Source organism: Rhodococcus sp. 14C212, from assembly GCF_011058195.1.
GTDB classification, from domain to species: Bacteria; Actinomycetota; Actinomycetes; order Mycobacteriales; family Mycobacteriaceae; genus Rhodococcus; species Rhodococcus aetherivorans.
The window spans coordinates 1-19039 of the sequence record NZ_JAALEH010000102.1 but is presented as its reverse complement, the minus strand read 5'-3'; the positions used below and the strand labels follow the sequence as shown (position 1 = coordinate 19039).

Sequence of the window (19039 nt, the reverse complement as noted above, 5' to 3'; positions counted from 1 at the left end):
CCCGTCCCTCCGGCCCAGTCCGCGCCGGTGATTCCCGCGCCGGTGCCGACCGCTCCGACCACCCCGTCGACGGTGGATCCCACGATCGCCGGCACGACGCCCGGAACGGGAACCGTGCCGCCGCAGACGTCCACGGAGGAGCCCAGCGTCGATCTCCTGCCGCCGCCGACATCGTCGCAGCCGGTGCCCACGCAGGAACCGCCGCCGGTCACGGCAGAGCCGACGACCGGACCGACGAGCGCTCCGGTGACGACGGAGCCGACCACCGTGCCGACGGCCTCGCCGACGACGACCGCGTCGGCCTCGGCGCCGGCGCCGTCGAGTTCGCTCGAACAGCAGTCGATCAGCCAGACGATCACCGTCGTTCCCCCGCCTTCCACCGTCGTTCCCCCGCCTTCGCCGTAGGCACGACGGGAAGGGCCCGCCCGGACATTCGTCCCGGCGGGCCCTTCCCGTCGTGCGGAGGCTTCTTCTAGGAGTCGAGGCCGTACGGGTCGACCGGCAGCGCCTCGTTCATCGAGGCGTCCGCGTAGCCGCGGCAGTAGTCCCACGTCACGTAGGCGTCGGGGGAGGGATCGTAGGCCGGTTCGTGCGGCCGGACCGTACCGTCGACGAGCAGCTGCAGCAGGTTCGCCCGCAGCATGTCCCAGTCGTGGTAGTGGTCCTGGTGGCAGTCCTCGCAGCACACCACCAGGCCGCGGATGCCGCGCGGCGACAGCAGCGCTTCGTAGACCGCGAGGTCGGCGAGATCCTCCTCGACGGCCAGCCGTTCGGCAGGGTCGAGCGGCTGACCCGGCTCGATCGCGTCCAGTGCGGCGGACGGATCGTCGGGATCTCCAGCGAATGGGTCCGGTGGCAGACCGGGAGGCAACTGATCACGCACGACTCCACGGTACGCAGTCCGACGGGGTCTGCGCCAGCCGTCACACCGTGGACTTCCCGCGGGGCTTCGTGTACGCGGGCGGATCCACGCGTGCGGATGCGCGTGTGTGCCGGTTCCGGTAAACCGATACGATAGTCCACGAGCAGGGCATCGTTGCTCGGAGCGTCCGGGGAATGTGCGCACCGCTCACGCCATTGTCTTTCACGACATTGTGTTCCGTAATCACCGTTGCCGGGCCGGGGCCCACCCGCCCGCACCGTATCGACGCGTCATGGAGGGTCCGAACCGCATGAGTAGTACCGGAGGGCACGTGCATACCGGCGGTGACGACCCCAACAAGGTCGCCATGCTGGGTCTGACCTTCGACGACGTGCTGCTGCTTCCGGCCGCGTCGGACGTGATCCCGAGCCAGGTGGACACGTCGAGCCAGCTGACCCGGGACATCCGCCTCCGCGTTCCGCTGGTCAGTTCCGCGATGGACACCGTCACCGAGTCGCGCATGGCCATCGCGATGGCCCGCGTCGGCGGCATGGGCGTCCTGCACCGCAATCTCTCCGCCGAGGCGCAGGCCGCGCAGGTCGAGACCGTCAAGCGGTCCGAGGCAGGCATGGTCACCGACCCGGTCACCTGCAAGCCGACCGCCACGCTCGCCGAGGTCGACGCCATGTGCGCGCGCTTCCGCATCTCGGGGCTGCCGGTCACCGACGACGACGGCCAGCTCGTCGGCATCATCACCAACCGGGACATGCGCTTCGAGGTCGACCAGAACCGCCCGGTCTCGGAGGTCATGACCAAGGCGCCGCTGGTGACCGCGCAGGAGGGGGTCACCGCCGAGGCCGCCCTCGGCCTGTTGCGCCGCCACAAGATCGAGAAGCTGCCGATCGTCGACGGGCAGGGCCGCCTGACCGGCCTGATCACCGTCAAGGACTTCGTCAAGACCGAGCAGCACCCCAACGCCACCAAGGACCGTGACGGTCGCCTGCTCGTCGGCGCCGCGGTCGGCGTGGGCGACGACGCGTGGACCCGTGGCATGACCCTGGCCGACGCCGGGGTGGACGTGCTCGTGGTCGACAGCGCCCACGGTCACTCGGCGGGTGTGCTCGGCATGATCGCCAAGCTCAAGGCCGAGGTCGGCGACCGAGTCCAGATCATCGGCGGCAACGTCGCGACCCGGGCGGGCGCCGCGGCGCTCATCGAGGCCGGTGTGGACGCCGTGAAGGTGGGCGTCGGTCCCGGCTCCATCTGCACCACCCGCGTCATCGCGGGCGTCGGCGCCCCGCAGATCACCGCCATCCTCGAGGCCGTCGCGGTCGCCAAGCCCGCGGGCGTCCCGGTCATCGCCGACGGCGGCCTGCAGTTCTCCGGCGACGTCGCCAAGGCTCTCGCCGCCGGCGCCTCCACGGCCATGCTCGGCTCGCTGCTGGCCGGCACGGCCGAGTCGCCCGGCGAGTTGATCCTCGTCAACGGCAAGCAGTTCAAGAGCTACCGCGGCATGGGTTCGCTCGGCGCGATGCAGAGCCGGGGCGCGGCCAAGTCGTACTCGAAGGACCGCTACTTCCAGGACGACGTGCTCTCCGAGGACAAGCTGGTGCCCGAGGGCATCGAGGGTCGTGTGCCGTTCCGCGGTCCGCTGCAGCAGGTGACGCACCAGCTGATCGGTGGCCTGCGCGCCGCGATGGGCTACGCCGGTGCCGCCAGCATCGAACAGCTGCAGGAGGCACAGTTCGTGCAGATCACGGCGGCGGGCCTCAAGGAGAGCCACCCGCACGACATCACGATCACGGCCGAAGCGCCGAACTACGTGGTTCGCTAGAGCACCGAGTCCGCGATCGGGCCCCCGCCGGAGTGTCCGGCGGGGGCATCTAACTGAGAAGAAAGGGACGCGCGTGCGCGACCTGGTTGAAATCGGCATGGGGCGGACCGCCCGACGCACCTACGAGCTGGACGACATCAACATCGTGCCGTCCCGCCGGACGCGCTCCTCGAAGGAGGTGTCGACGGCCTGGCAGCTCGACGCGTACCGATTCGACATCCCGCTGCTCGCCCACCCCACCGACGCGTTGGTCTCGCCGTCCTTCGCGGTGCAGCTGGGCAAGGCCGGCGGCCTCGGCGTCATCAACGGTGAGGGCCTGTGGGGCCGGCACGTCGACGTCGACGCCGAGATCGAGAGGCTCGTCGGCATCGCCGAGTCCGACGCGGACCCGGCTGCGGCGATCGCCCACCTGCAGAAGCTCCACGCGGCCCCGCTGCAGCCCGACCTGCTGGCCGCCGCGGTCGCGCAGGTGCGCGACGCGGGCGTGACCACGGCGGTGCGGGTGAGCCCGCAGAATGCGCGGGCACTGACCCCGCACCTGGTGAAGGCGGGCATCGACCTGCTGGTCGTCCACGGGACCATCATCTCCGCAGAGCACGTCGCGCACGGCGAGAGCGAGCCGCTGAATCTCAAGACGTTCATTTCCGAGCTGGACGTGCCCGTCGTCGCGGGCGGTGTGAGCGACCACCGCACCGCGCTGCACCTGATGCGCACGGGCGCGGCGGGCGTCATCGTCGGCTACGGCTCGACGGCCGGGGCCACCACCACGAGCGAGGTGCTGGGCATCGGCGTGCCCATGGCGACCGCGATCGCCGATGCCGCCGCCGCTCGTCGCGACTACCTGGACGAAACCGGTGGCCGGTACGTGCACGTCATCGCAGACGGCGACATCGAGACCTCGGGCGATCTGGCCAAGGCCATCGCCTGCGGTGCCGACGCCGCCGTGCTCGGGGCCCCGCTCGCGGTCTCGGCCGAGGCACCGGGCCGCGGCTGGTACTGGCCGTCGGCGAGTGCGCATCCGTCCGTGCCGCGCGGTGCGCTGCTGCAGGTCGCCTACGACGAGCGCCCGGGTCTGGACCGGGTGCTCGCCGGTCCGTCCGACGACCCGTTCGGCTCGCTGAACCTGGTCGGCGGCCTGCGCCGCGCGATGGCGAAGTCGGGCTACTCGGACCTCAAGGAGTTCCAGAAGGTCGGCCTGACCGTCCGCGCGTAATTCGTCCCACCTCTTCCGCTGTGGCCGAATGTCACATCCCCTCGATCAGATCGATGTGATGTGACATTCGGCCACAGCCGTTTTCGGCGCCCACCTGCGGTTTCTAGAACTCGAGGTTACAGTTAGGGCACCCTTGTGGCAGTGGTCACAGCGAGTCTGTGCATACTGGTGAGTAACAACCAGTGTCATGGAGGTGTTTCAGTGGGTGAGCAGCGCGCGACGGACTACGACGTCCTCATCGTCGGATCGGGGTTCGGCGGAAGTGTCACGGCCCTGCGGCTCGTGGAGAAGGGGTACAAGGTCGGCATCCTCGAGGCCGGCCGGCGCTTCGCCGACGCGGACTTCGCCAAGACCAGCTGGGATCTCAAGCGCTTCCTGTGGGCGCCCAGGCTGGGGTGCTTCGGCATCCAGCGGATCCATCTGCTCCACGACGTCCTCATCCTCGCCGGCGCCGGCGTCGGCGGCGGATCCCTCAACTACGCCAACACCCTCTACAAGCCGCCCGCCCCGTTCTTCCAGGACAGCCAGTGGGCGCACATCACCGACTGGAACGACGAGCTCAGCCCGTTCTACGACCAGGCCCGTCGCATGCTCGGCGTGGTGCAGAACCCCCACATGACGCCCGCCGACGAGATCGTCAAGTCCGTCGCCGGGGACATGGGCGTCGGGGACACCTTCATCCAGACCCCGGTGGGCGTGTACTTCGGTGAGCCCGGCCGCACCGTCGCCGATCCGTACTTCGGTGGTGTCGGCCCCGACCGCACGGGCTGCATCGAATGCGGCGAGTGCATGACCGGTTGCCGGCACGGTGCCAAGAACACACTGCTGAAGAACTACCTCGGGCTCGCCGAACGCGCCGGCGCCGAGATCGTCCCCCTCACCACGGTCACCGACCTGCGCCAGGCCGCCGACGGCACATGGGACGTCGACACCGAACGCACCGGCGCGTGGAAGCGGAAGAACCGTCGCACCTACACCGCCGGGCACGTGGTGCTCGCCGCCGGCACGTGGGGCACCCAGCACCTTCTGCACCACCTCAAGGACACCGGCGGCCTGCCGCAGCTGTCCGACCGGCTCGGGCACCTGACCCGCACCAACTCCGAATCGATCGTCGGCGCCGGCAAGATGCGCGTCGATCCGGAACTCGACCTCACCCGCGGGGTGGCGATCACCTCGTCGTTCCATCCCACCGCGGACACCCACATCGAACCCGTCCGCTACGGCAAGGGCTCCAACGCGATGGGTCTGCTGCAGACCCTGATGACCGACGGTGGCGGCCGCGTCCCGCGGTGGCTGAAGTTCCTCGGCCAGGCCGCGAAGAACCCGGTCCAGATGGGGAGGATGCTGAGCGTCAAGGACTGGAGCGAGCGCACCATCATTGCCCTGGTCATGCAGAACCTGGACAACTCGATCGTCACGTACACCAAGAATGGCCTGCTGGGCCGCCGCAAGGTCACCAGCCGCCAGGGCCACGGGCATCCCAACCCGACGTGGATTCCCGTCGGCAACGAGGCCACCCGCCGCATCGCCGAGAAGATCGACGGCGTCCCCGGCGGCACCTGGGGGGAGATCTTCAACATCCCGCTCACCGCGCACTTCCTCGGCGGCTGCGTGATCGGGACCGACCCCGAGCACGGCGTCATCGACCCGTACCACCGCGTGTACGGATACCCGACGCTGAGCGTCGTCGACGGAGCCGCCGTCTCGGCGAATCTCGGGGTCAACCCGTCGCTGACGATTGCCGCGCAGGCCGAGCGCGCGGCCGCGCTGTGGCCGAACAAGGGAGAGCAGGACCTGCGTCCCACCCAGGGCGAGGGCTACCGTCGACTGGACCCGATCGCCCCGAAGAAGCCGGTGGTGCCCGCGGGCGCTCCTGGCGCGCTGTCGCTGCCGATCGTCGAGGTCCGCAGCGGCTCCACCTCCGGCGTCGCCTGACCCGAACCGCCGTTCGTTGGACGAGGACCGGGCCTCTAGACTGTCCGGGTGTCGCAAACCCAGCAGTCCAGGCCGGTCCTCGTCGTCGACTTCGGAGCCCAGTACGCGCAGCTGATCGCCCGCCGCGTCCGCGAAGCGAAGGTCTACTCCGAGGTCGTGCCGCACACCACGACGGTGGAGGAGATCGCGGCCCGTGAGCCGCTCGCCGTGGTGCTCTCCGGTGGCCCCTCCAGCGTCTACGCCGACGGGGCGCCGCAACTCGACCCGAAACTGTTCGACCTGGACGTCCCGGTGTTCGGCATCTGCTACGGCTTCCAGGCCATGGCCGAGGCGCTCGGCGGCACCGTCGCGCACACCGGCAACCGCGAGTACGGGCGCACCGAGATGTCCGTCACCGGCGGTGTCCTGCACGACGGCCTGCCCGCGACGCAGCCGGTGTGGATGAGCCACGGCGACGGGGTCACCGCCGCGCCGGCCGGTTTCGAGGTGACCGCCAGCAGCGCCGGCGCCCCGGTCGCCGCGTTCGAGGACCGCGCGCGCCGTCTCGCCGGCGTGCAGTACCACCCCGAGGTGCTGCATTCCCCGCACGGCCAGCAGGTGCTCAGCCGGTTCCTGCACGACATCGCCGGTATCCCCGCCGCCTGGACGGCCGCGAACATCGCCGAGGCCCTGATCGAACAGATCCGCGAGCAGGTCGGTGACGGCCGTGCCATCTGCGGCCTGTCCGGCGGAGTGGATTCCGCGGTGGCCGCGGCCCTGGTGCAGCGCGCCATCGGCGACCGTCTGACCTGTGTGTTCGTCGACCACGGCCTGATGCGCGAGGGCGAGCGGCAGCAGGTCGAGAAGGACTTCGTCGCCGCGACGGGCGCCCGGCTCGTCACGGTGGACGCCGCCGAGACCTTCCTGCGGGAACTGGCCGGCGTGACGGATCCGGAGACCAAGCGCAAGATCATCGGCCGCGAGTTCATCCGCAGCTTCGAGGGCGCCGTGTCGGAGGTGCTCGGCGAGAACGCCGCCCACGGCGAGACCGTCGAGTTCCTGGTCCAGGGCACCCTGTACCCGGACGTCGTCGAGTCCGGCGGCGGTACCGGCACCGCCAACATCAAGAGCCACCACAACGTCGGTGGTCTCCCCGAGGATCTGCAGTTCGCGCTGGTCGAGCCGCTGCGCCTGCTGTTCAAGGACGAGGTGCGGGCGGTGGGCCGCGAACTCGGGCTGCCCGAGGAGATCGTCGGCCGCCAGCCCTTCCCCGGACCGGGCCTGGGCATCCGCATCATCGGTGAGGTCACGGGCGAACGCCTCGCGATCCTGCGCCGCGCCGACTCCATCGCCCGCGAGGAACTCACGGCGGCCGGCCTCGACGGACAGATCTGGCAGTGCCCGGTGGTGCTGCTCGCCGACGTGCGCAGCGTGGGCGTGCAGGGCGACGGGCGCACCTACGGCCATCCGATCGTGCTGCGCCCGGTCTCCAGCGAGGACGCGATGACCGCGGACTGGACCCGTCTGCCGTACGAGGCCCTCGAGCGGATCTCGACCCGCATCACCAACGAGGTCCCCGACGTCAACCGCGTCGTCCTCGACGTCACGAGCAAGCCGCCGGGCACCATCGAGTGGGAGTGAGACGCGGCTGCGCCCTTCGGATCCGATCCGAAGGGCGCAGTGCGTTCCGGGGCCGGGATGTCAGCGCTTCTTCTTGCCCGGCGCGAACACCAGGGCCGCGCCGACGACGACGGCGAGCGCGACGAGCAGCCAGCGGAACTCGACGTTCGCGAGCGGCTCGAGGGAGAACGGCCCGATCAGCGCCCATCCGCTGACCGCCAGCGCCGCGATCGCGGACAGCAGCATCAGGATCGACGGGCCCCGCCGGCGGGTGCCGGTCGTGGGATCGGTGGGGTCGGTGTCGAAGTCAGCCACGGCGCACCTCCGAGTTGCCGAATGCGGTGTCGAGGTTCAGGGTCAGGACCGGTCCGCCGACGCCGTCGTCGCCGCCGTCGAGGCCCTGCATCGTGCACGGATTCGAGGCCCGCTCGGTGCAGACGACGTCGACGTCGAGGTTCTCCGGCAGCATGATCTCGGTGGCACCGAAGCGGGTCTCGACGGTGACGGTCGCGTCCTCGGTGAGTTCGAGCCCGCGCAGGTCCAGTTGCAGGGCGCCCATCTGCACCGAGTACGCCGGCTGCAGTTCCGCGGCGGTGCGGGGCGAGTACAGCTGTTCCCCCCACGACGAGGTGTCGATGGGCCCGACGAGCGAGGCCAGCACCACGAACCCGAGCAGCGGACCCGTCACCACCAGCAGTCCGTAGCCGCGGTGCAGGAACGCCCCGAACAGCAGGCCGAGTCCGATCACCGCGAGCGCGATCGCGCCGATCCGCGCCGGTGTGAGCCAGGCGACCTCGCCCGCAGAGGCCACCGCGCCGGCGGCCGCCGCGGCGAGCACCGCCAGGCCCAGCACCGTCGTGGTCAGCCGTGAGCGGGGCTGTTTCGCCGGCACGACCGACGGCGCGGGCGCCGGCTCGGGCAGGTCCCAGGCGAACGGTGCGACGCCGAGTGGATCCCAGGACGGCGGCGTCGGGCGCTGCAGCAACGGATCCTGCGGTGGCTCCGGGTTCGGCCCGGGGGACTCCGCGCCGGCGGCCCGGGGCGAGTCCGGTTCCGGCTTCGTCCAGAAGTTCGGATCCGCCGGCGCGGGTCCGGTGGCGCCGGTGTGCTGCGCGAAGGGCGCCTGCTGGTACTGGCTCTGCTGGAACGGGGCCTGGAAGGGGTTCTGTGGGAACAGCTGCGGCGCCCCGGGCAGCGCCGGGGGTTCGGGCCGGCGCTGGTACAGCAGCCACAGGCCGCCGAGCATCAGCACCATGCTCACGAATCCGGAACCGCCGACCCCGGGGCCCATCGGGCCGAAGGCGCTTGCCGCGACCGCCAGCACCACCAGCAGCACCACGGCCTTGGTGCTCGATTCGGAGCTGTGCCCCCGGCCGACGAGGGACTCGGCGGGAGAGACCTGATCGCCGTAGCGCGGCAGCAGCAGCCAGCACGCCAGATACAGCACCAGGCCGGCGCCGCCGAAGAACGTGGACACCACGAACGCCACGCGGATCAGCACCGGATCCACGTCGTACCGCACGCCGATGCCCGCGCACACCCCGGCGACGTGGCCCTGCCGTGGCAGCCGGACCGGACGGGTGCGCCACATGTCCGAGAGCTGCTCGGGGAAGCTTCGCGTGTTCATGCTGCACATCCTTCTCGATCGCCGCCCCACCGCACATCAGGGACCGACCCTGAATTCTGCGGCTGCGCGCGGACACCGGCTCAGGGTTCGTCCCCGATGCCCGCGGCGGGGTGCGCGTGCCAGTATCGAAGGTATGCAGCCGGTTCCCTACCCGCACCTGCCCACCCCCCGCCTCGAGCGTCGGGTCGGCGGCCGGGTCGTGGGCGGCGTGGCCGGTGGTCTCGCCGACCACCTCGGGGTCGACGTGCTCAAGGTGCGGGTGGCGTTCACGGTTCTGGCGGCGCTCGCCGGCCTCGGCATCGTCGCCTACGGGTTGCTGTGGGCGCTCACGCCGCAGGGCTCGGACACCGAACCGCCGTCGCCCACCGAACGGCGCCGGGCCCTGGGCCTGGCGGTCATCGGACTGGGCCTGGCGGTGGGGCTTTCGTGGCTGCTCAACGGCGGCGTGGGGTCGGTGATCGCGCCCGTCGTCGTGGTGGCCGTGGGCGCCGCGCTGGTCTGGCGCGAGTTCGACGCCGAGGGACCGCGTTCGGTGCTGGGCCTGCCCGCACGCCCGACGGTGCTGACCTGGGCGCGAGTGGTCGGCGGCGCCTCGCTCATCGTGCTCGGGCTCGGTGTCGTGATCCTCGCCCAGGTCGACGTGGCGGCCCTGCGCTCGTCGGTGCTGGCGGTGCTGGTGACGCTGGTCGGGGCCGGCCTGCTGTCGGTGCCGCTGTGGGTGCGGATGTGGCGCGCGCTCGAGGAGGAACGCGCCGCCCGCGTCCGCAACGAGGAACGCGAGGAGATCGCGTCGCACCTGCACGATTCGGTGCTGCAGACGCTCGCCCTGATCCAGAAGCAGGCCGACAACTCGCAGGAGGTGCTGCGCCTGGCGCGCAGCCAGGAACGCGAGCTGCGCCGCTGGCTGTTCGGGGGCGGGGAGACCCCGCACACCAGCCTGGCCGAGGCGCTGCGCACCATCGCCGGCGAGGTGGAGGACCAGTACGGGGTGTCGGTGGCGCCGGTGATCGTCGGCGACGTGGTGCCCGGCGACGACGAGGACCTGACCGCCGAGTCGTTCACCGCCCTGCTGGGCGCCACCCGGGAGGCACTGGTCAACGCGGCCAAGCACGCGCGGGTGGACAGCGTGGACCTGTTCGTCGAGGTCGAACCCGAGCAGGTGAGCGTCTTCGTCCGGGACCGTGGCGTCGGCTTCGACGAATCCGCGGTGCCGGAGGACCGGCAGGGCCTGGCCCGTTCGATCCGGGGTCGCGTGGAACGCCGCGGCGGCCGGGTCGGTGTGCGCTCGAACCCGGGCAAGGGCACGGAGATCCGCATCCACATGCCCCGTGCCGGTGCCGGACCGGAACGGACGACGACCCTAGAGTGGGAGGGCACCGACGCCCATCCAGAGGAGCAGCCCACTTGACGTCACTCGACGCCTCCCGCCGTTTCCGTGTGTTCCTGGTCGACGACCACGCCGTGTTCCGGTCGGGGGTGCGCGCCGAACTCGGCCGGGAGAGCGACATGGAGGTCGTCGGCGAGGCCGGCACCGTCGCGGAAGCGGTCGCGGGAATCGACGCCACCCGCCCCGACGTGGTCCTGCTCGACGTCCACATGCCCGACGGGGGCGGGGTGGCGGTGCTCGGGCGGATCACCGAGGGCCCGGTGTGCCTGGCGCTGAGCGTGTCCGACGCCGCCGAGGACGTCATCGCGGTGATCCGGGCCGGCGCCCGCGGCTATGTCACCAAGACCATCTCGGGGGCCGAGCTGGCCGACGCGGTGCGCCGCGTCGCCGGCGGGGACGCGGTGTTCAGCCCGCGCCTGGCCGGTTTCGTCCTGGACTCGTTCACCGGCCGCTCGAGCGTCCCCGAGCCGCCGCTCGACCCCGAACTCGATTCGCTCACTCCACGCGAACTCGAGGTGCTGCGCCTGCTCGCGCGCGGCTACACCTACCGCGAGATCGCCGAGGAGCTGGTGATCTCGGTCAAGACCGTCGAGACGCACGCGTCGAATGTGCTGCGCAAGACCCAGCAGTCCAACCGCAACGCGCTCACCCGGTGGGCGCACCGGCGGCGGATCGACTGACCGGAATTCAGTGCGTGGGCAGCCGCTCGGTCGTGCCGGCCGCGAGCGCCGCGGCGGTCATCGGCTCGGCGACGGCGGTCATGAGCGGGTCGCGGTCACGGGTGTTCCTCCCGGCGGACGGGCATGGCCAGGGTGGTCAGGTCGCCGGCGGCGGCGGAACGGATCACGACGGGCCGGTCGTAGGAGGCGATGTCCAGCAGCACCTCCGGGCCGACGGCGGTGCCGAGGGCGGCTCCCAGCCCGTCCCGGTCGAAGGCGAGATCCAGGTCGGCGCCGGTGACGTCGGCGGGCAGCACGCGGTCGTGCCCCCGGTGGCCGACGGTGAGTGCCGCCGCCCGCACGCGCAGGTCGATCGTGCCGGCCGCGGCGTCGCGCACGGCCCCGGCCAGGGCGTCGCGGTGCACGATCACCCGCGTGACCGGCGGGTCGAGGGCGGCGAGCATGCTGCCGTAGTCGGGGAAGGTGCCCTCGACGGCCGGGCAGCTGTGCCGCTCACCGTCCGCGCCGGTGAGGGTGAGCGCGCCCGAGTCGTCGAGGGCCAGGCCGACGTTCTCGTGTTTCCGCAGCCACGCGGCGGTCCCGCGGAGCGCGGAGCTGTCGGCGACGGTGCGGAACGGGTCTCCGGTGCGGGCCGCGGCCGTCACCGAGCCGGTGGTCAGCCGGTAACGGTTCGTCGCCGTCAGGACCACCGCCCCGACGTCCACCTCCACGAGAATTCCTGTCAGACAGGGAATTTTCGGATCCGTAGCGACGGACGGAAGGACGCGTTCGACGGTGTCGGCGAGGAGCCGGCCCGGCACGACGACCGCCGGCGGCGCCGCGAGGGCGGCGAGGCGGGACTTGACGGCGGAGGCCAGCCGGGTCGCGCGCTCGGCCCGGCGATGCAGTTCGGCGACGTGTTCGTCGAGCAGCGCGGCACCGGACTCGGCATCGCCGTCGAGGATCCGGCCGACGTCCTCGAGCGGGACGTCGAGTTCGCGGAGCTGACGGATCGTCATCGCTCGTTCGCGTTGGTCGACCGTGTAGTACCGGTAGCCGGTGACGGGATCGACCACGGCGGGCACGAGCAGCCGGCAGTCGCCGTAGAACCGCAGCGCTCCCGGGGTGAGCCCGCTGAGCCGGGCCATGGTGCCGATCGTGATCAGGTCTGGGGAGTGGGTCACGGCATCATCATCGAGCTTCGGCCGACCCGAAGGTCAAGCTCAGCTCACGGCGACCGCGATGATCAGGGCCACGATCAGCGCGAGAACTATCACGGCCACCATGACCGCCATCGCCATCGGTGCGAACGCGACGATCTTCTCCTGCGTGGTGCGTGGCGGGGGGCCGGTGGGCTGCAGCCGGCGCAGCAGCTCCGCGGGGCGGGGTACGCCCCGCAGGGAGACGGGCTGGGGAGCGGCGGGCAACCCGGTGAGGGTGCCGCCGGTGCCCGCGGTGCGCCGGGAACCGACGAAGGGGGTGGTGGTGCGCCGCGCCCACACGGGGACGGTGCCGTCGGCGGACAGGATCGGCCGGCCGCGGAGCAGCTCCGGGTCGGCGTCGGGCCCGAGAGCGACCGCGGCGAGACGGTCCCGGGCCTGCTCCATGGTCGGGCGGCGGGCGGGGTCCGGTTCCAGCATCGCGAGGAGGACGTCGGTCAGCGGGCCCGTCCGGGTCGGCGGGATGATTTCGGCGCGGGCGACGCGGTGCAGCAGGGCGATCGAGTCGGGGTCGATGCCGAACGGCGGCTGACCCTCGATCGCGGTGTAGAGGGTCGCGCCGAGAGAGAAGACGTCGCTGGCCTCGGTGGGGTCGCTGCCGCGGGCGACCTCGGGCGCGAAGAAGGCGGGGGTACCGGTGATCACGCCGGAGCGGTCGTGGTCGCCCTTGGCGCGGGCGATGCCGAAGTCGCTGATCTTCACGATGCCCAGCTCGCGGCCGCGCTCGGCGACGAGGATGTTGCCCGGCTTGATGTCGCGGTGCACGATCCCGGCGGCATGGGCGGCGGCGAGCGCGTCGGCGATGTGTGTGCCGATCTGCGCCACCTCGAGTGGCGGCAGGGTGTCGGCGATGTTCATCACCTGGGCGAGGCTGCGGGAGGGCAGATGCTCCATGACGAGCCACGGCTCGCCGGAGTGGAGGGCGACGTCGTACATCGAGATGGCGTGCTCGTGGGTGAGACGGGCGGCGATCCGGCCCTCGCGCAGCGTGCGGCGGCGGATCTCCTCGGCGGCCTCCGGGGGCAGGCCCACGGTCGAGGTGACCTGCTTGACGGCCACGTCCCGGTCGAGCAGGGTGTCGTGCGCGAGCCAGACCGCGCCCATACCCCCGCCGCCGAGTTTGGAGACGAGCCGATAACGTCCGGCCACCAGCTGATCCGGGCCGACGACGCTTGCCGCTCGCTCCTGTTCCACCACCTTGACGAGGGTAGTGGATGCCGCGGTGGGCCATCGCTTGACGGGCGCCCCCGGCGTCGGGTCTACTGAACTTGTTCGAATACATGTTCGAACAGCCGCGTCTTCCCCGCGGTTTGTCGGTGGGCCGTGCTATACGCGGCCGGCGCAGGGCGAGGGGAGTTCGTGTGGGTGAGGTGGCCGAGTTTCCGGTCGAGGGCGGGTCGCAGGCTCCGGCGGGGCTCCCCCGGCAGGAACGGCTCGAGGCGTTGCGGCGGCAGATCGCCGCGATTCCTGCGAGAGGGGAGAGCGCCCGTCCCCGCCCCGCCGAGCCCGGCGCGTCCCCGGTGCCGGTCGACCGGCTGCTCCCGGTGCCCGAGCCGCTCGCCCGGCTGCTCCCGGACGGCGGCCTGGTCCGTGGATCCGTCGTAAGCTTCTCCGGGGCAACGTCTTTGCTGATCGGCGTGCTGGCTTCGACCACGGCCGCCGGTGGGCACGCCGCCGTCGTCGGTCATCGCCGCCTCGGCCTGCTCGCCGCCGCCGAGATGGGGGCCGAACTGAGCCGGATCGCGCTGATCCCCGAGCCCGGACCGGATCCGGTGGAGGTGGCCGCCGTCCTGCTCGACGGCATGGACCTCGTCGTCCTCGGCCTCGGGGGCGCTGTGGTGCCGCCGTCGCGGACCCGGGCGGTGGTCGCGCGGGCTCGCAGCAAGGGCGCGGCCCTGGTGGTCACCGACGGCCGGTGGGACGGAGCGCACGTGCGGCTCGAGGCCGCGGTGCACGGCTACCGGGGACTGTCGGCCCCGGCCCGGGGCAGGCTGTGCGGCACCGGGTTTTCCGTGCGCGCGCAGGGGCGGGCCTTTCAGCCCCGTGCGGCGCGAATAGACTTGTGCGCCGGTCGCATCGGAGTGGAATGGCGGCCCGGCGAACCGACGCGGATGGGGAGTGCGCCCCGTCCGGCCGAGGTGGCGCGGTGAGCGAATCCGGCCCGGCCCGGGTGGTGGCCCTGTGGTGCCCGGACTGGCCGGCGATCGCCGCCGCCGCGGCCGCCGACCTGCCGCCCACGGCGCCGGTGGCGGTGATCTCGGCCAACCGCGTGGCGGCCTGTTCCGCGCCGGCCCGGGCCGCCGGCGTGCGACGGGGCCTGCGGCGACGGGAGGCTCAGGCTCGGTGCCCGGATTTGTATGTTGCCCAGGATGATCCGGGTCGCGACGCGCGGTTGTTCGAGCCGGTGGTGGCGGCGATCGATGCGGCGGCACCCGGCGTGGAGGTGCTGCGCCCCGGTCTGGTGGTGCTCGCTGCGCGCGGCGTCATGCGCTGGTTCGGTTCCGAGGAGGCGGCGGCCGAGCGGCTGATCGACGAGGTGGCCGCCACCGGCGTCGAATGCCAGGTCGGCATCGCCGACGAGCTGTTCACCGCGGTGCTCGCCGCCCGCCACGCCCGCCTCGTCCCGCCCGGAGGGGACGAGGAATTTCTTGCACCCCTGAATATTTCGGAGATCTGTGTGGAGCCGTCCCTGGCCGCGCCGGAGCGCATCGACCTGGTGGACCTGCTGAAACGGCTCGGTCTGCGCACGATCGGGGCGTTCGCCGCGCTGTCGCCGACCGACGTCGCCTCCCGCTTCGGCGCGGACGCCGTCGCCGCGCACCGCAGCGCACGGGCACGGGCACAGCGACCGCCGTCCGGTCGTGCCCTGCCACCCGATCTGGTGGTGGAGCGCCCCTGCGATCCGCCGCTCGAACGGGTCGACTCGGCCGCCTTCGCCGGCCGGGCGCTCGCCGCGCTGCTGCACACCCGGCTGGCGGCGGCGGGGGTGGCCTGCACCCGGTTGCTGGTGGCCGCCCGCACCGGCAACGGTGAGGAACTGGCCCGGACGTGGCGCTGCGCCGAACCGTTGACCCCGGACGGCACCGCCGACCGGGTGCGCTGGCAGCTCGACGGCTGGCTCACCGGGCACAGCGCGGCCCGCCCCACCGCCGGGATCGTGTTGCTGCGGCTCGAACCGGTGGAGGTGGTGGCGGCGGGGGCGCTGCAGCTGGGCCTGTGGGGCGGGGTCGGCGACGAGGACGAACGGGCCCGGCGCGCCCTGGTGCGGGTGCAGGGACTGCTCGGCGGCGAAGCCGTGCTGGTGGGGGTGCTCAGCGGCGGACGTGGCCCACTGGAACGGGTGACCCTCGTGCCGCTGGGGGAGGAGCCGGTGCCGGCGACGGATCCTTCGGCGCCGTGGCCGGGTCGGCTGCCCCCGCCCGCCCCGGCGGTGGTGCTCACCACCCTGCCCCCGATCACGCTCGAGGACGCGTCGGGCACCCCGGTGACGGTGACCGAGCGCGGTCTGCTCAGCGGCGATCCCGTCCGGCTGAGCTGGGGCAGCCGCAGCTGGCGGGTGCACGCCTGGGCCGGGCCGTGGCCGGTGGACGAGTACTGGTGGGACCCGGCCGCGGCACGGGCGGCGGCGCGGCTGCAGGTGCGGCTCGAGGAGTCCCGGGCCCTGCTGGTGATCCACGTCGGCGACCGCTGGCATGTGGAGGGCGTCTACGAGTGAGTACGCTCGGTTGACGTGGAGACCAGTGTGCTGACGGCCGCGCCGAACGGTGTGGCGATCGCCTACCGGGATTCGGCTCCCGGGACGGGCCCCCATCCGGTGCCGGTGATGTTGGTGCACGGGATGGGCGGCGACGGTCGCACGTGGGACCGGTTCGCCCGGTCCCTGCTCGCGGCCGGCCGGCGGGTCGTCGCGGTGGACCTGCGCGGCCACGGGCGCAGCGCCCGCGCCGCGTCCTACCGCTTCGACGAGTTCGGCGCCGACGTGCTCGGGCTCTGCGAACACCTGGGCCTCGAGACGGTCGACCTCGTCGGGCATTCCCTCGGCGGGCACACCGGATCCCTCGTCGCGCAGCAGCGCCCGGGCCTGGTGCGGCGCCTGGTGCTCGAGGAGGCGCCGCTGCCGCTGCGCCCGGGCGATCCGCCGCAGGTGCTCGGCGGGCGCCTGCCGTCGCCGGCCGAGTTGTGGTACGCCTCGACGAGCCTGCTGCGCAATCCGCGCGCGACGTTCACCTTCGACCGCTCCATGACCGGCTCGGCGATCACCCAGTTCCGCGCGCCGAATCCGCGGTGGTGGGAACGTCTTCCGCAGATCACCGCGCCGACGCTGATCCTGCGGGGCGGGCCGGGCAGCATGGTCGATCCGACCCGCCTCGAGGCCGCGGTGGACGTCCTCGGCGACGTCGCGGTCCACGACTTCACCTGCGGCCACAGCATCCACCGCGATCGGCACCGCGAGTTCGAGGCCGCCGTGCTGCCTTTCCTCACCTGAGCACTCGTTCCGCAACGACAGGGCTTCCGGACAGCGACAACCGTCGAGACGGTTGTCGCTGTCCGGAACCTGCTGCCGGTGTACCGACGCTATTCCAGCCAGATGCGGCGATCGAAGCCGCCGCGCTCGGCGCGCTTGGCGGTGGCCGCGGCAGCCACCTCGTCGGCGGCGATCCCGAACGCGGCGAGCAGGGACGTGAACACCTCGTGCACGTCGGCGAGTTCGCCGAGCCGCTCGTCGTCGTTGTGCGCCTCCCGCAGTTCGTGTGCTTCCTCGACCAGCTTGTCGAGCAGGGCGCTGCGGTACTCGTCCCGATCGAGGACACGGGTGCGCGCCACCCGGCCGTCGGCCTCGATGATGTCGGGAATCCGGTCGCGGACCAGCTTGCCCATCATGATTCCTCCCGCTGCGCTACCGTGGCGGGGTGGACGGTACCGGACCACCCACGGACGCCCTCGCGCTCGGTCAGCGCGTCGTCGCCGTCCTCGAGACCGGTGCCCGGACCGCCACCTACAAGCTTGCGACCCTTTCGGCACTCGTCGGCTTCTGCGTCGAACATCTGCCGGCGGACCCGGCCGCGGCACTCGACGTGCCGATCGACGCCCTCGCCGAGCGGGTGATCGACCTGTACTGGCCTCAGGTCCGCCCGTTCGACGGGCACCGGCTCCGCCAGTCCTCGCAGCCGAAGGCCCGGATCCTGACGGCGGTGGAGGCGCTGCGTGGCGCGGCGAATGCCGGCGGGGTGGTCGGCCTGTCCATCGCGAGGCTGCGGATGCCCGACCTGTACCGCGAGACCGTCGCGGAGGTCGCGCTCACGCTCGCGCAGCAACCGCTGTACCGGCTGCAGCGGTTGCCGGGCGGACGTGGCGAGCCGTTCCTCTACGACGACTCCTGGCTGCACTCCGGAATCACCCGAGCGGCGATTGTCCGGCACGGCGGCACGATCCGCCTGTTTCCGGGGGTCGCGGTGGCGCTGGCCCGCCTGTCCGGTCTGCTCACCCCGACACTGGAGATCCTGTGGGTTCAGGACGTGCGCCGGTACAACGCCTTCCTCGACGAGGACGTTCCCGACATCGCGGGGCACCTGTTCGGCCGTGATCGCGTCTCGCTCACGAAGCCTCGGGTGGCGCTTCGCGAGGCGTTCGGAGCGCAGTGCTTCTACTGTGCGGCAAGGCTTTCCGAAGGGAGCCCGGTCGACCACGTGCTCCCGTGGTCCCGGGTGCCCCTGGACGGGCTGGCGAATCTCGTACTCGCCTGCGGAGGCTGCAACACCGACAAGCGGGACGCGCTGCCCGCGCTGGCACACACCGAGCGGGCGTTGAGCCGAGATCGTGCCGTCCTCGAGCAGCTCGCCGCCGACATCGGCTGGCCGACCCAGTACGACCGCACCCTTGCCGCAGCCCGCGGCCTGTACCGCAGCTCACCCCCGGGCACGCCGACGTGGCAGGGCCGTTCGCGGACCGGAAGGTGGGACACGGTTTTTCCGCCCGGCTGGGTGGTCTCGACGGTGCCGGAAATCGGGTACGCATGAACTCGACCGCTCGTCTACGATTCGACGTCATGCGGCTGGCAGAGGCACTCGCCGAACGAGGCGAGCTGAAACGGCGGATCGAGCAGCTCGGTACGCGGGTCGTGGCCAATGCCCGATACCAGGAAGGGGAGGAGCCCGCCGAGAATGCAGGCGAGCTTCTCGAACAACTCACCGCCGCCATCGATCGGCATGCTCTGCTGATCGCTCGGATCAACAGGACGAACACCGCCACCCGCGTCGGAAACCGGACCCTCACCGATGCGCTGGCCGAACGGGATGCTCTGCAGACGCGGCACCGTGCGCTGACCGCGGCCGCGGACGCGGCCTCGGGCGGCAAGGACCGATACGGGCGCCAGCTCCGGTCCGAACTGGCGTACGTCTCGGCGCTGTCGGTGCGGGAGCTGCGGCGCACCGCCGACGATCTGGCTCGCCGGATCCGCCAGGTGGACATGGAGATCCAGCGCGTGAACTGGGAGGTGGATCTGATCGACGAGTGATCGTGGGCAGCGGGTACCCGGATCGGAAGCGAGCACAGGCCGTGGGTCGCGGTGAATCGACCCTTCTGTATCCTCCGGCGCGCGGAGGGCAGCGCAGCGGGTTCGATTCCCGCACACGGAGCAGCCCTGCACGACGCACGAGGACACGGTGCACGCCGGCGCAGTTCATCACCACGTGCTGATCCGAAT

17 protein-coding genes and 1 pseudogene are annotated in these 19039 nt (G+C 71.9%); 11 read left to right on the top strand and 7 right to left on the bottom strand.

Features of this window, described 5'->3' with window-relative positions; genetic code table 11:
* Positions 1-359: pseudogene (locus tag G6038_RS31015) on the bottom strand (hypothetical protein); the annotation flags it as partial.
* Positions 360-472: 113 nt separating this feature from the next.
* On the bottom strand, positions 473-883 hold the full coding sequence (locus G6038_RS26645) for a DUF5319 domain-containing protein (protein ID WP_006934975.1): 411 nt from the start codon (positions 881-883) through the stop codon (positions 473-475).
* A gap of 289 nt (positions 884-1172) precedes the next feature.
* Between G6038_RS26645 and guaB the strand changes: the two genes are divergently transcribed.
* The 4 genes from guaB (at position 1173) to guaA (ending at position 7464) form a co-directional block, all read left to right on the top strand.
* Positions 1173-2696: an IMP dehydrogenase gene (gene guaB, locus G6038_RS26640; protein ID WP_029544783.1), complete on the top strand. Its 1524-nt coding sequence runs from the start codon at positions 1173-1175 to the stop codon at positions 2694-2696.
* Positions 2697-2769: 73 nt separating this feature from the next.
* Positions 2770-3909, top strand: coding sequence for a GuaB3 family IMP dehydrogenase-related protein (locus G6038_RS26635; RefSeq protein WP_165041333.1), 1140 nt, complete (start codon positions 2770-2772; stop codon positions 3907-3909).
* Positions 3910-4110: 201 nt separating this feature from the next.
* Positions 4111-5844 (top strand): GMC family oxidoreductase, encoded by a 1734-nt coding sequence (locus G6038_RS26630; RefSeq protein ID WP_165041331.1) that lies wholly within the window; start codon positions 4111-4113, stop codon positions 5842-5844.
* 48 nt (positions 5845-5892) lie between these two features.
* Positions 5893-7464 carry a glutamine-hydrolyzing GMP synthase gene (gene guaA, locus G6038_RS26625; protein WP_165041329.1) on the top strand — a complete coding sequence of 524 codons (1572 nt, stop codon included), beginning with the start codon at positions 5893-5895 and terminating at the stop codon, positions 7462-7464.
* Between the two features lie 60 nt (positions 7465-7524).
* Here guaA and G6038_RS26620 read toward each other — a convergent pair whose 3' ends face one another.
* Both G6038_RS26620 and G6038_RS26615 read right to left on the bottom strand, forming a co-directional pair.
* Positions 7525-7758 carry a hypothetical protein gene (locus tag G6038_RS26620; protein ID WP_006934962.1) on the bottom strand — a complete coding sequence of 78 codons (234 nt, stop codon included), beginning with the start codon at positions 7756-7758 and terminating at the stop codon, positions 7525-7527.
* Positions 7751-9070: a PspC domain-containing protein gene (locus G6038_RS26615; RefSeq protein WP_165041327.1), complete on the bottom strand. Its 1320-nt coding sequence runs from the start codon at positions 9068-9070 to the stop codon at positions 7751-7753. Before G6038_RS26615 ends, G6038_RS26620 begins: the two co-directional genes overlap by 8 nt.
* A 133-nt stretch (positions 9071-9203) precedes the next feature.
* On the opposite strand from G6038_RS26615, the gene G6038_RS26610 reads away from it, so the two are divergent.
* Positions 9204-10478 carry an ATP-binding protein gene (locus tag G6038_RS26610; protein ID WP_006934957.1) on the top strand — a complete coding sequence of 425 codons (1275 nt, stop codon included), beginning with the start codon at positions 9204-9206 and terminating at the stop codon, positions 10476-10478.
* Complete coding sequence (locus tag G6038_RS26605; protein WP_006934956.1) at positions 10475-11137, top strand: response regulator transcription factor; 663 nt, start codon at positions 10475-10477, stop codon at positions 11135-11137. Before G6038_RS26610 ends, G6038_RS26605 begins: the two co-directional genes overlap by 4 nt.
* 95 nt (positions 11138-11232) lie before the next feature.
* Here the strand turns inward: G6038_RS26605 and G6038_RS26600 are convergent, their stop codons facing one another.
* Both G6038_RS26600 and G6038_RS26595 read right to left on the bottom strand, forming a co-directional pair.
* The gene (locus tag G6038_RS26600; RefSeq protein ID WP_165041325.1) at positions 11233-12300 is read right to left on the bottom strand and encodes a MerR family transcriptional regulator; all 1068 of its coding nucleotides are present in this window, start codon (positions 12298-12300) and stop codon (positions 11233-11235) included.
* A 39-nt stretch (positions 12301-12339) separates the two neighbouring features.
* Positions 12340-13530, bottom strand: a complete 1191-nt coding sequence (locus G6038_RS26595) for a serine/threonine-protein kinase (RefSeq protein WP_346772928.1) — start codon at positions 13528-13530, stop codon at positions 12340-12342.
* 167 nt (positions 13531-13697) lie between these two features.
* Between G6038_RS26595 and G6038_RS26590 the strand changes: the two genes are divergently transcribed.
* The 3 genes from G6038_RS26590 to G6038_RS26580 are packed head-to-tail and all read left to right on the top strand — an operon-like array spanning position 13698 to position 16822.
* Positions 13698-14486: a hypothetical protein gene (locus G6038_RS26590; RefSeq protein ID WP_165041323.1), complete on the top strand. Its 789-nt coding sequence runs from the start codon at positions 13698-13700 to the stop codon at positions 14484-14486.
* On the top strand, positions 14483-16051 hold the full coding sequence (locus tag G6038_RS26585; RefSeq protein WP_165041321.1) for a DNA polymerase Y family protein: 1569 nt from the start codon (positions 14483-14485) through the stop codon (positions 16049-16051). Before G6038_RS26590 ends, G6038_RS26585 begins: the two co-directional genes overlap by 4 nt.
* A 15-nt stretch (positions 16052-16066) precedes the next feature.
* On the top strand, positions 16067-16822 hold the full coding sequence (locus tag G6038_RS26580; RefSeq protein ID WP_165041319.1) for an alpha/beta hydrolase: 756 nt from the start codon (positions 16067-16069) through the stop codon (positions 16820-16822).
* A gap of 89 nt (positions 16823-16911) precedes the next feature.
* On the opposite strand, the gene G6038_RS26575 is transcribed toward G6038_RS26580, so the two are convergent.
* Complete coding sequence (locus tag G6038_RS26575; RefSeq protein WP_165041335.1) at positions 16912-17214, bottom strand: nucleoside triphosphate pyrophosphohydrolase; 303 nt, start codon at positions 17212-17214, stop codon at positions 16912-16914.
* 32 nt (positions 17215-17246) lie between these two features.
* Here G6038_RS26575 and G6038_RS26570 point away from each other — a divergent pair, with 32 nt between their 5' ends.
* Positions 17247-18353, top strand: coding sequence for an HNH endonuclease domain-containing protein (locus G6038_RS26570; protein ID WP_165041317.1), 1107 nt, complete (start codon positions 17247-17249; stop codon positions 18351-18353).
* Between the two features lie 29 nt (positions 18354-18382).
* Complete coding sequence (locus G6038_RS26565; RefSeq protein ID WP_165041315.1) at positions 18383-18850, top strand: DIP1984 family protein; 468 nt, start codon at positions 18383-18385, stop codon at positions 18848-18850.
* Positions 18851-19039: the final 189 nt, after the last annotated feature.

What these genes read in the sequence shown, in the direction of transcription:
- G6038_RS26565 (WP_165041315.1), top strand. Translation starts at nt 18,383, where the DNA reads ATGCGGCTGGCAGAGGCACTCGCCGAACGAGGCGAGCTGAAACGGCGG.
- G6038_RS26610 (WP_006934957.1), top strand. Translation starts at nt 9,204, where the DNA reads ATGCAGCCGGTTCCCTACCCGCACCTGCCCACCCCCCGCCTCGAGCGT.
- G6038_RS26615 (WP_165041327.1), bottom strand. Translation starts at nt 9,070, where the DNA reads ATGAACACGCGAAGCTTCCCCGAGCAGCTCTCGGACATGTGGCGCACC.
- G6038_RS26575 (WP_165041335.1), bottom strand. Translation starts at nt 17,214, where the DNA reads ATGGGCAAGCTGGTCCGCGACCGGATTCCCGACATCATCGAGGCCGAC.
- guaB (WP_029544783.1), top strand. Translation starts at nt 1,173, where the DNA reads ATGAGTAGTACCGGAGGGCACGTGCATACCGGCGGTGACGACCCCAAC.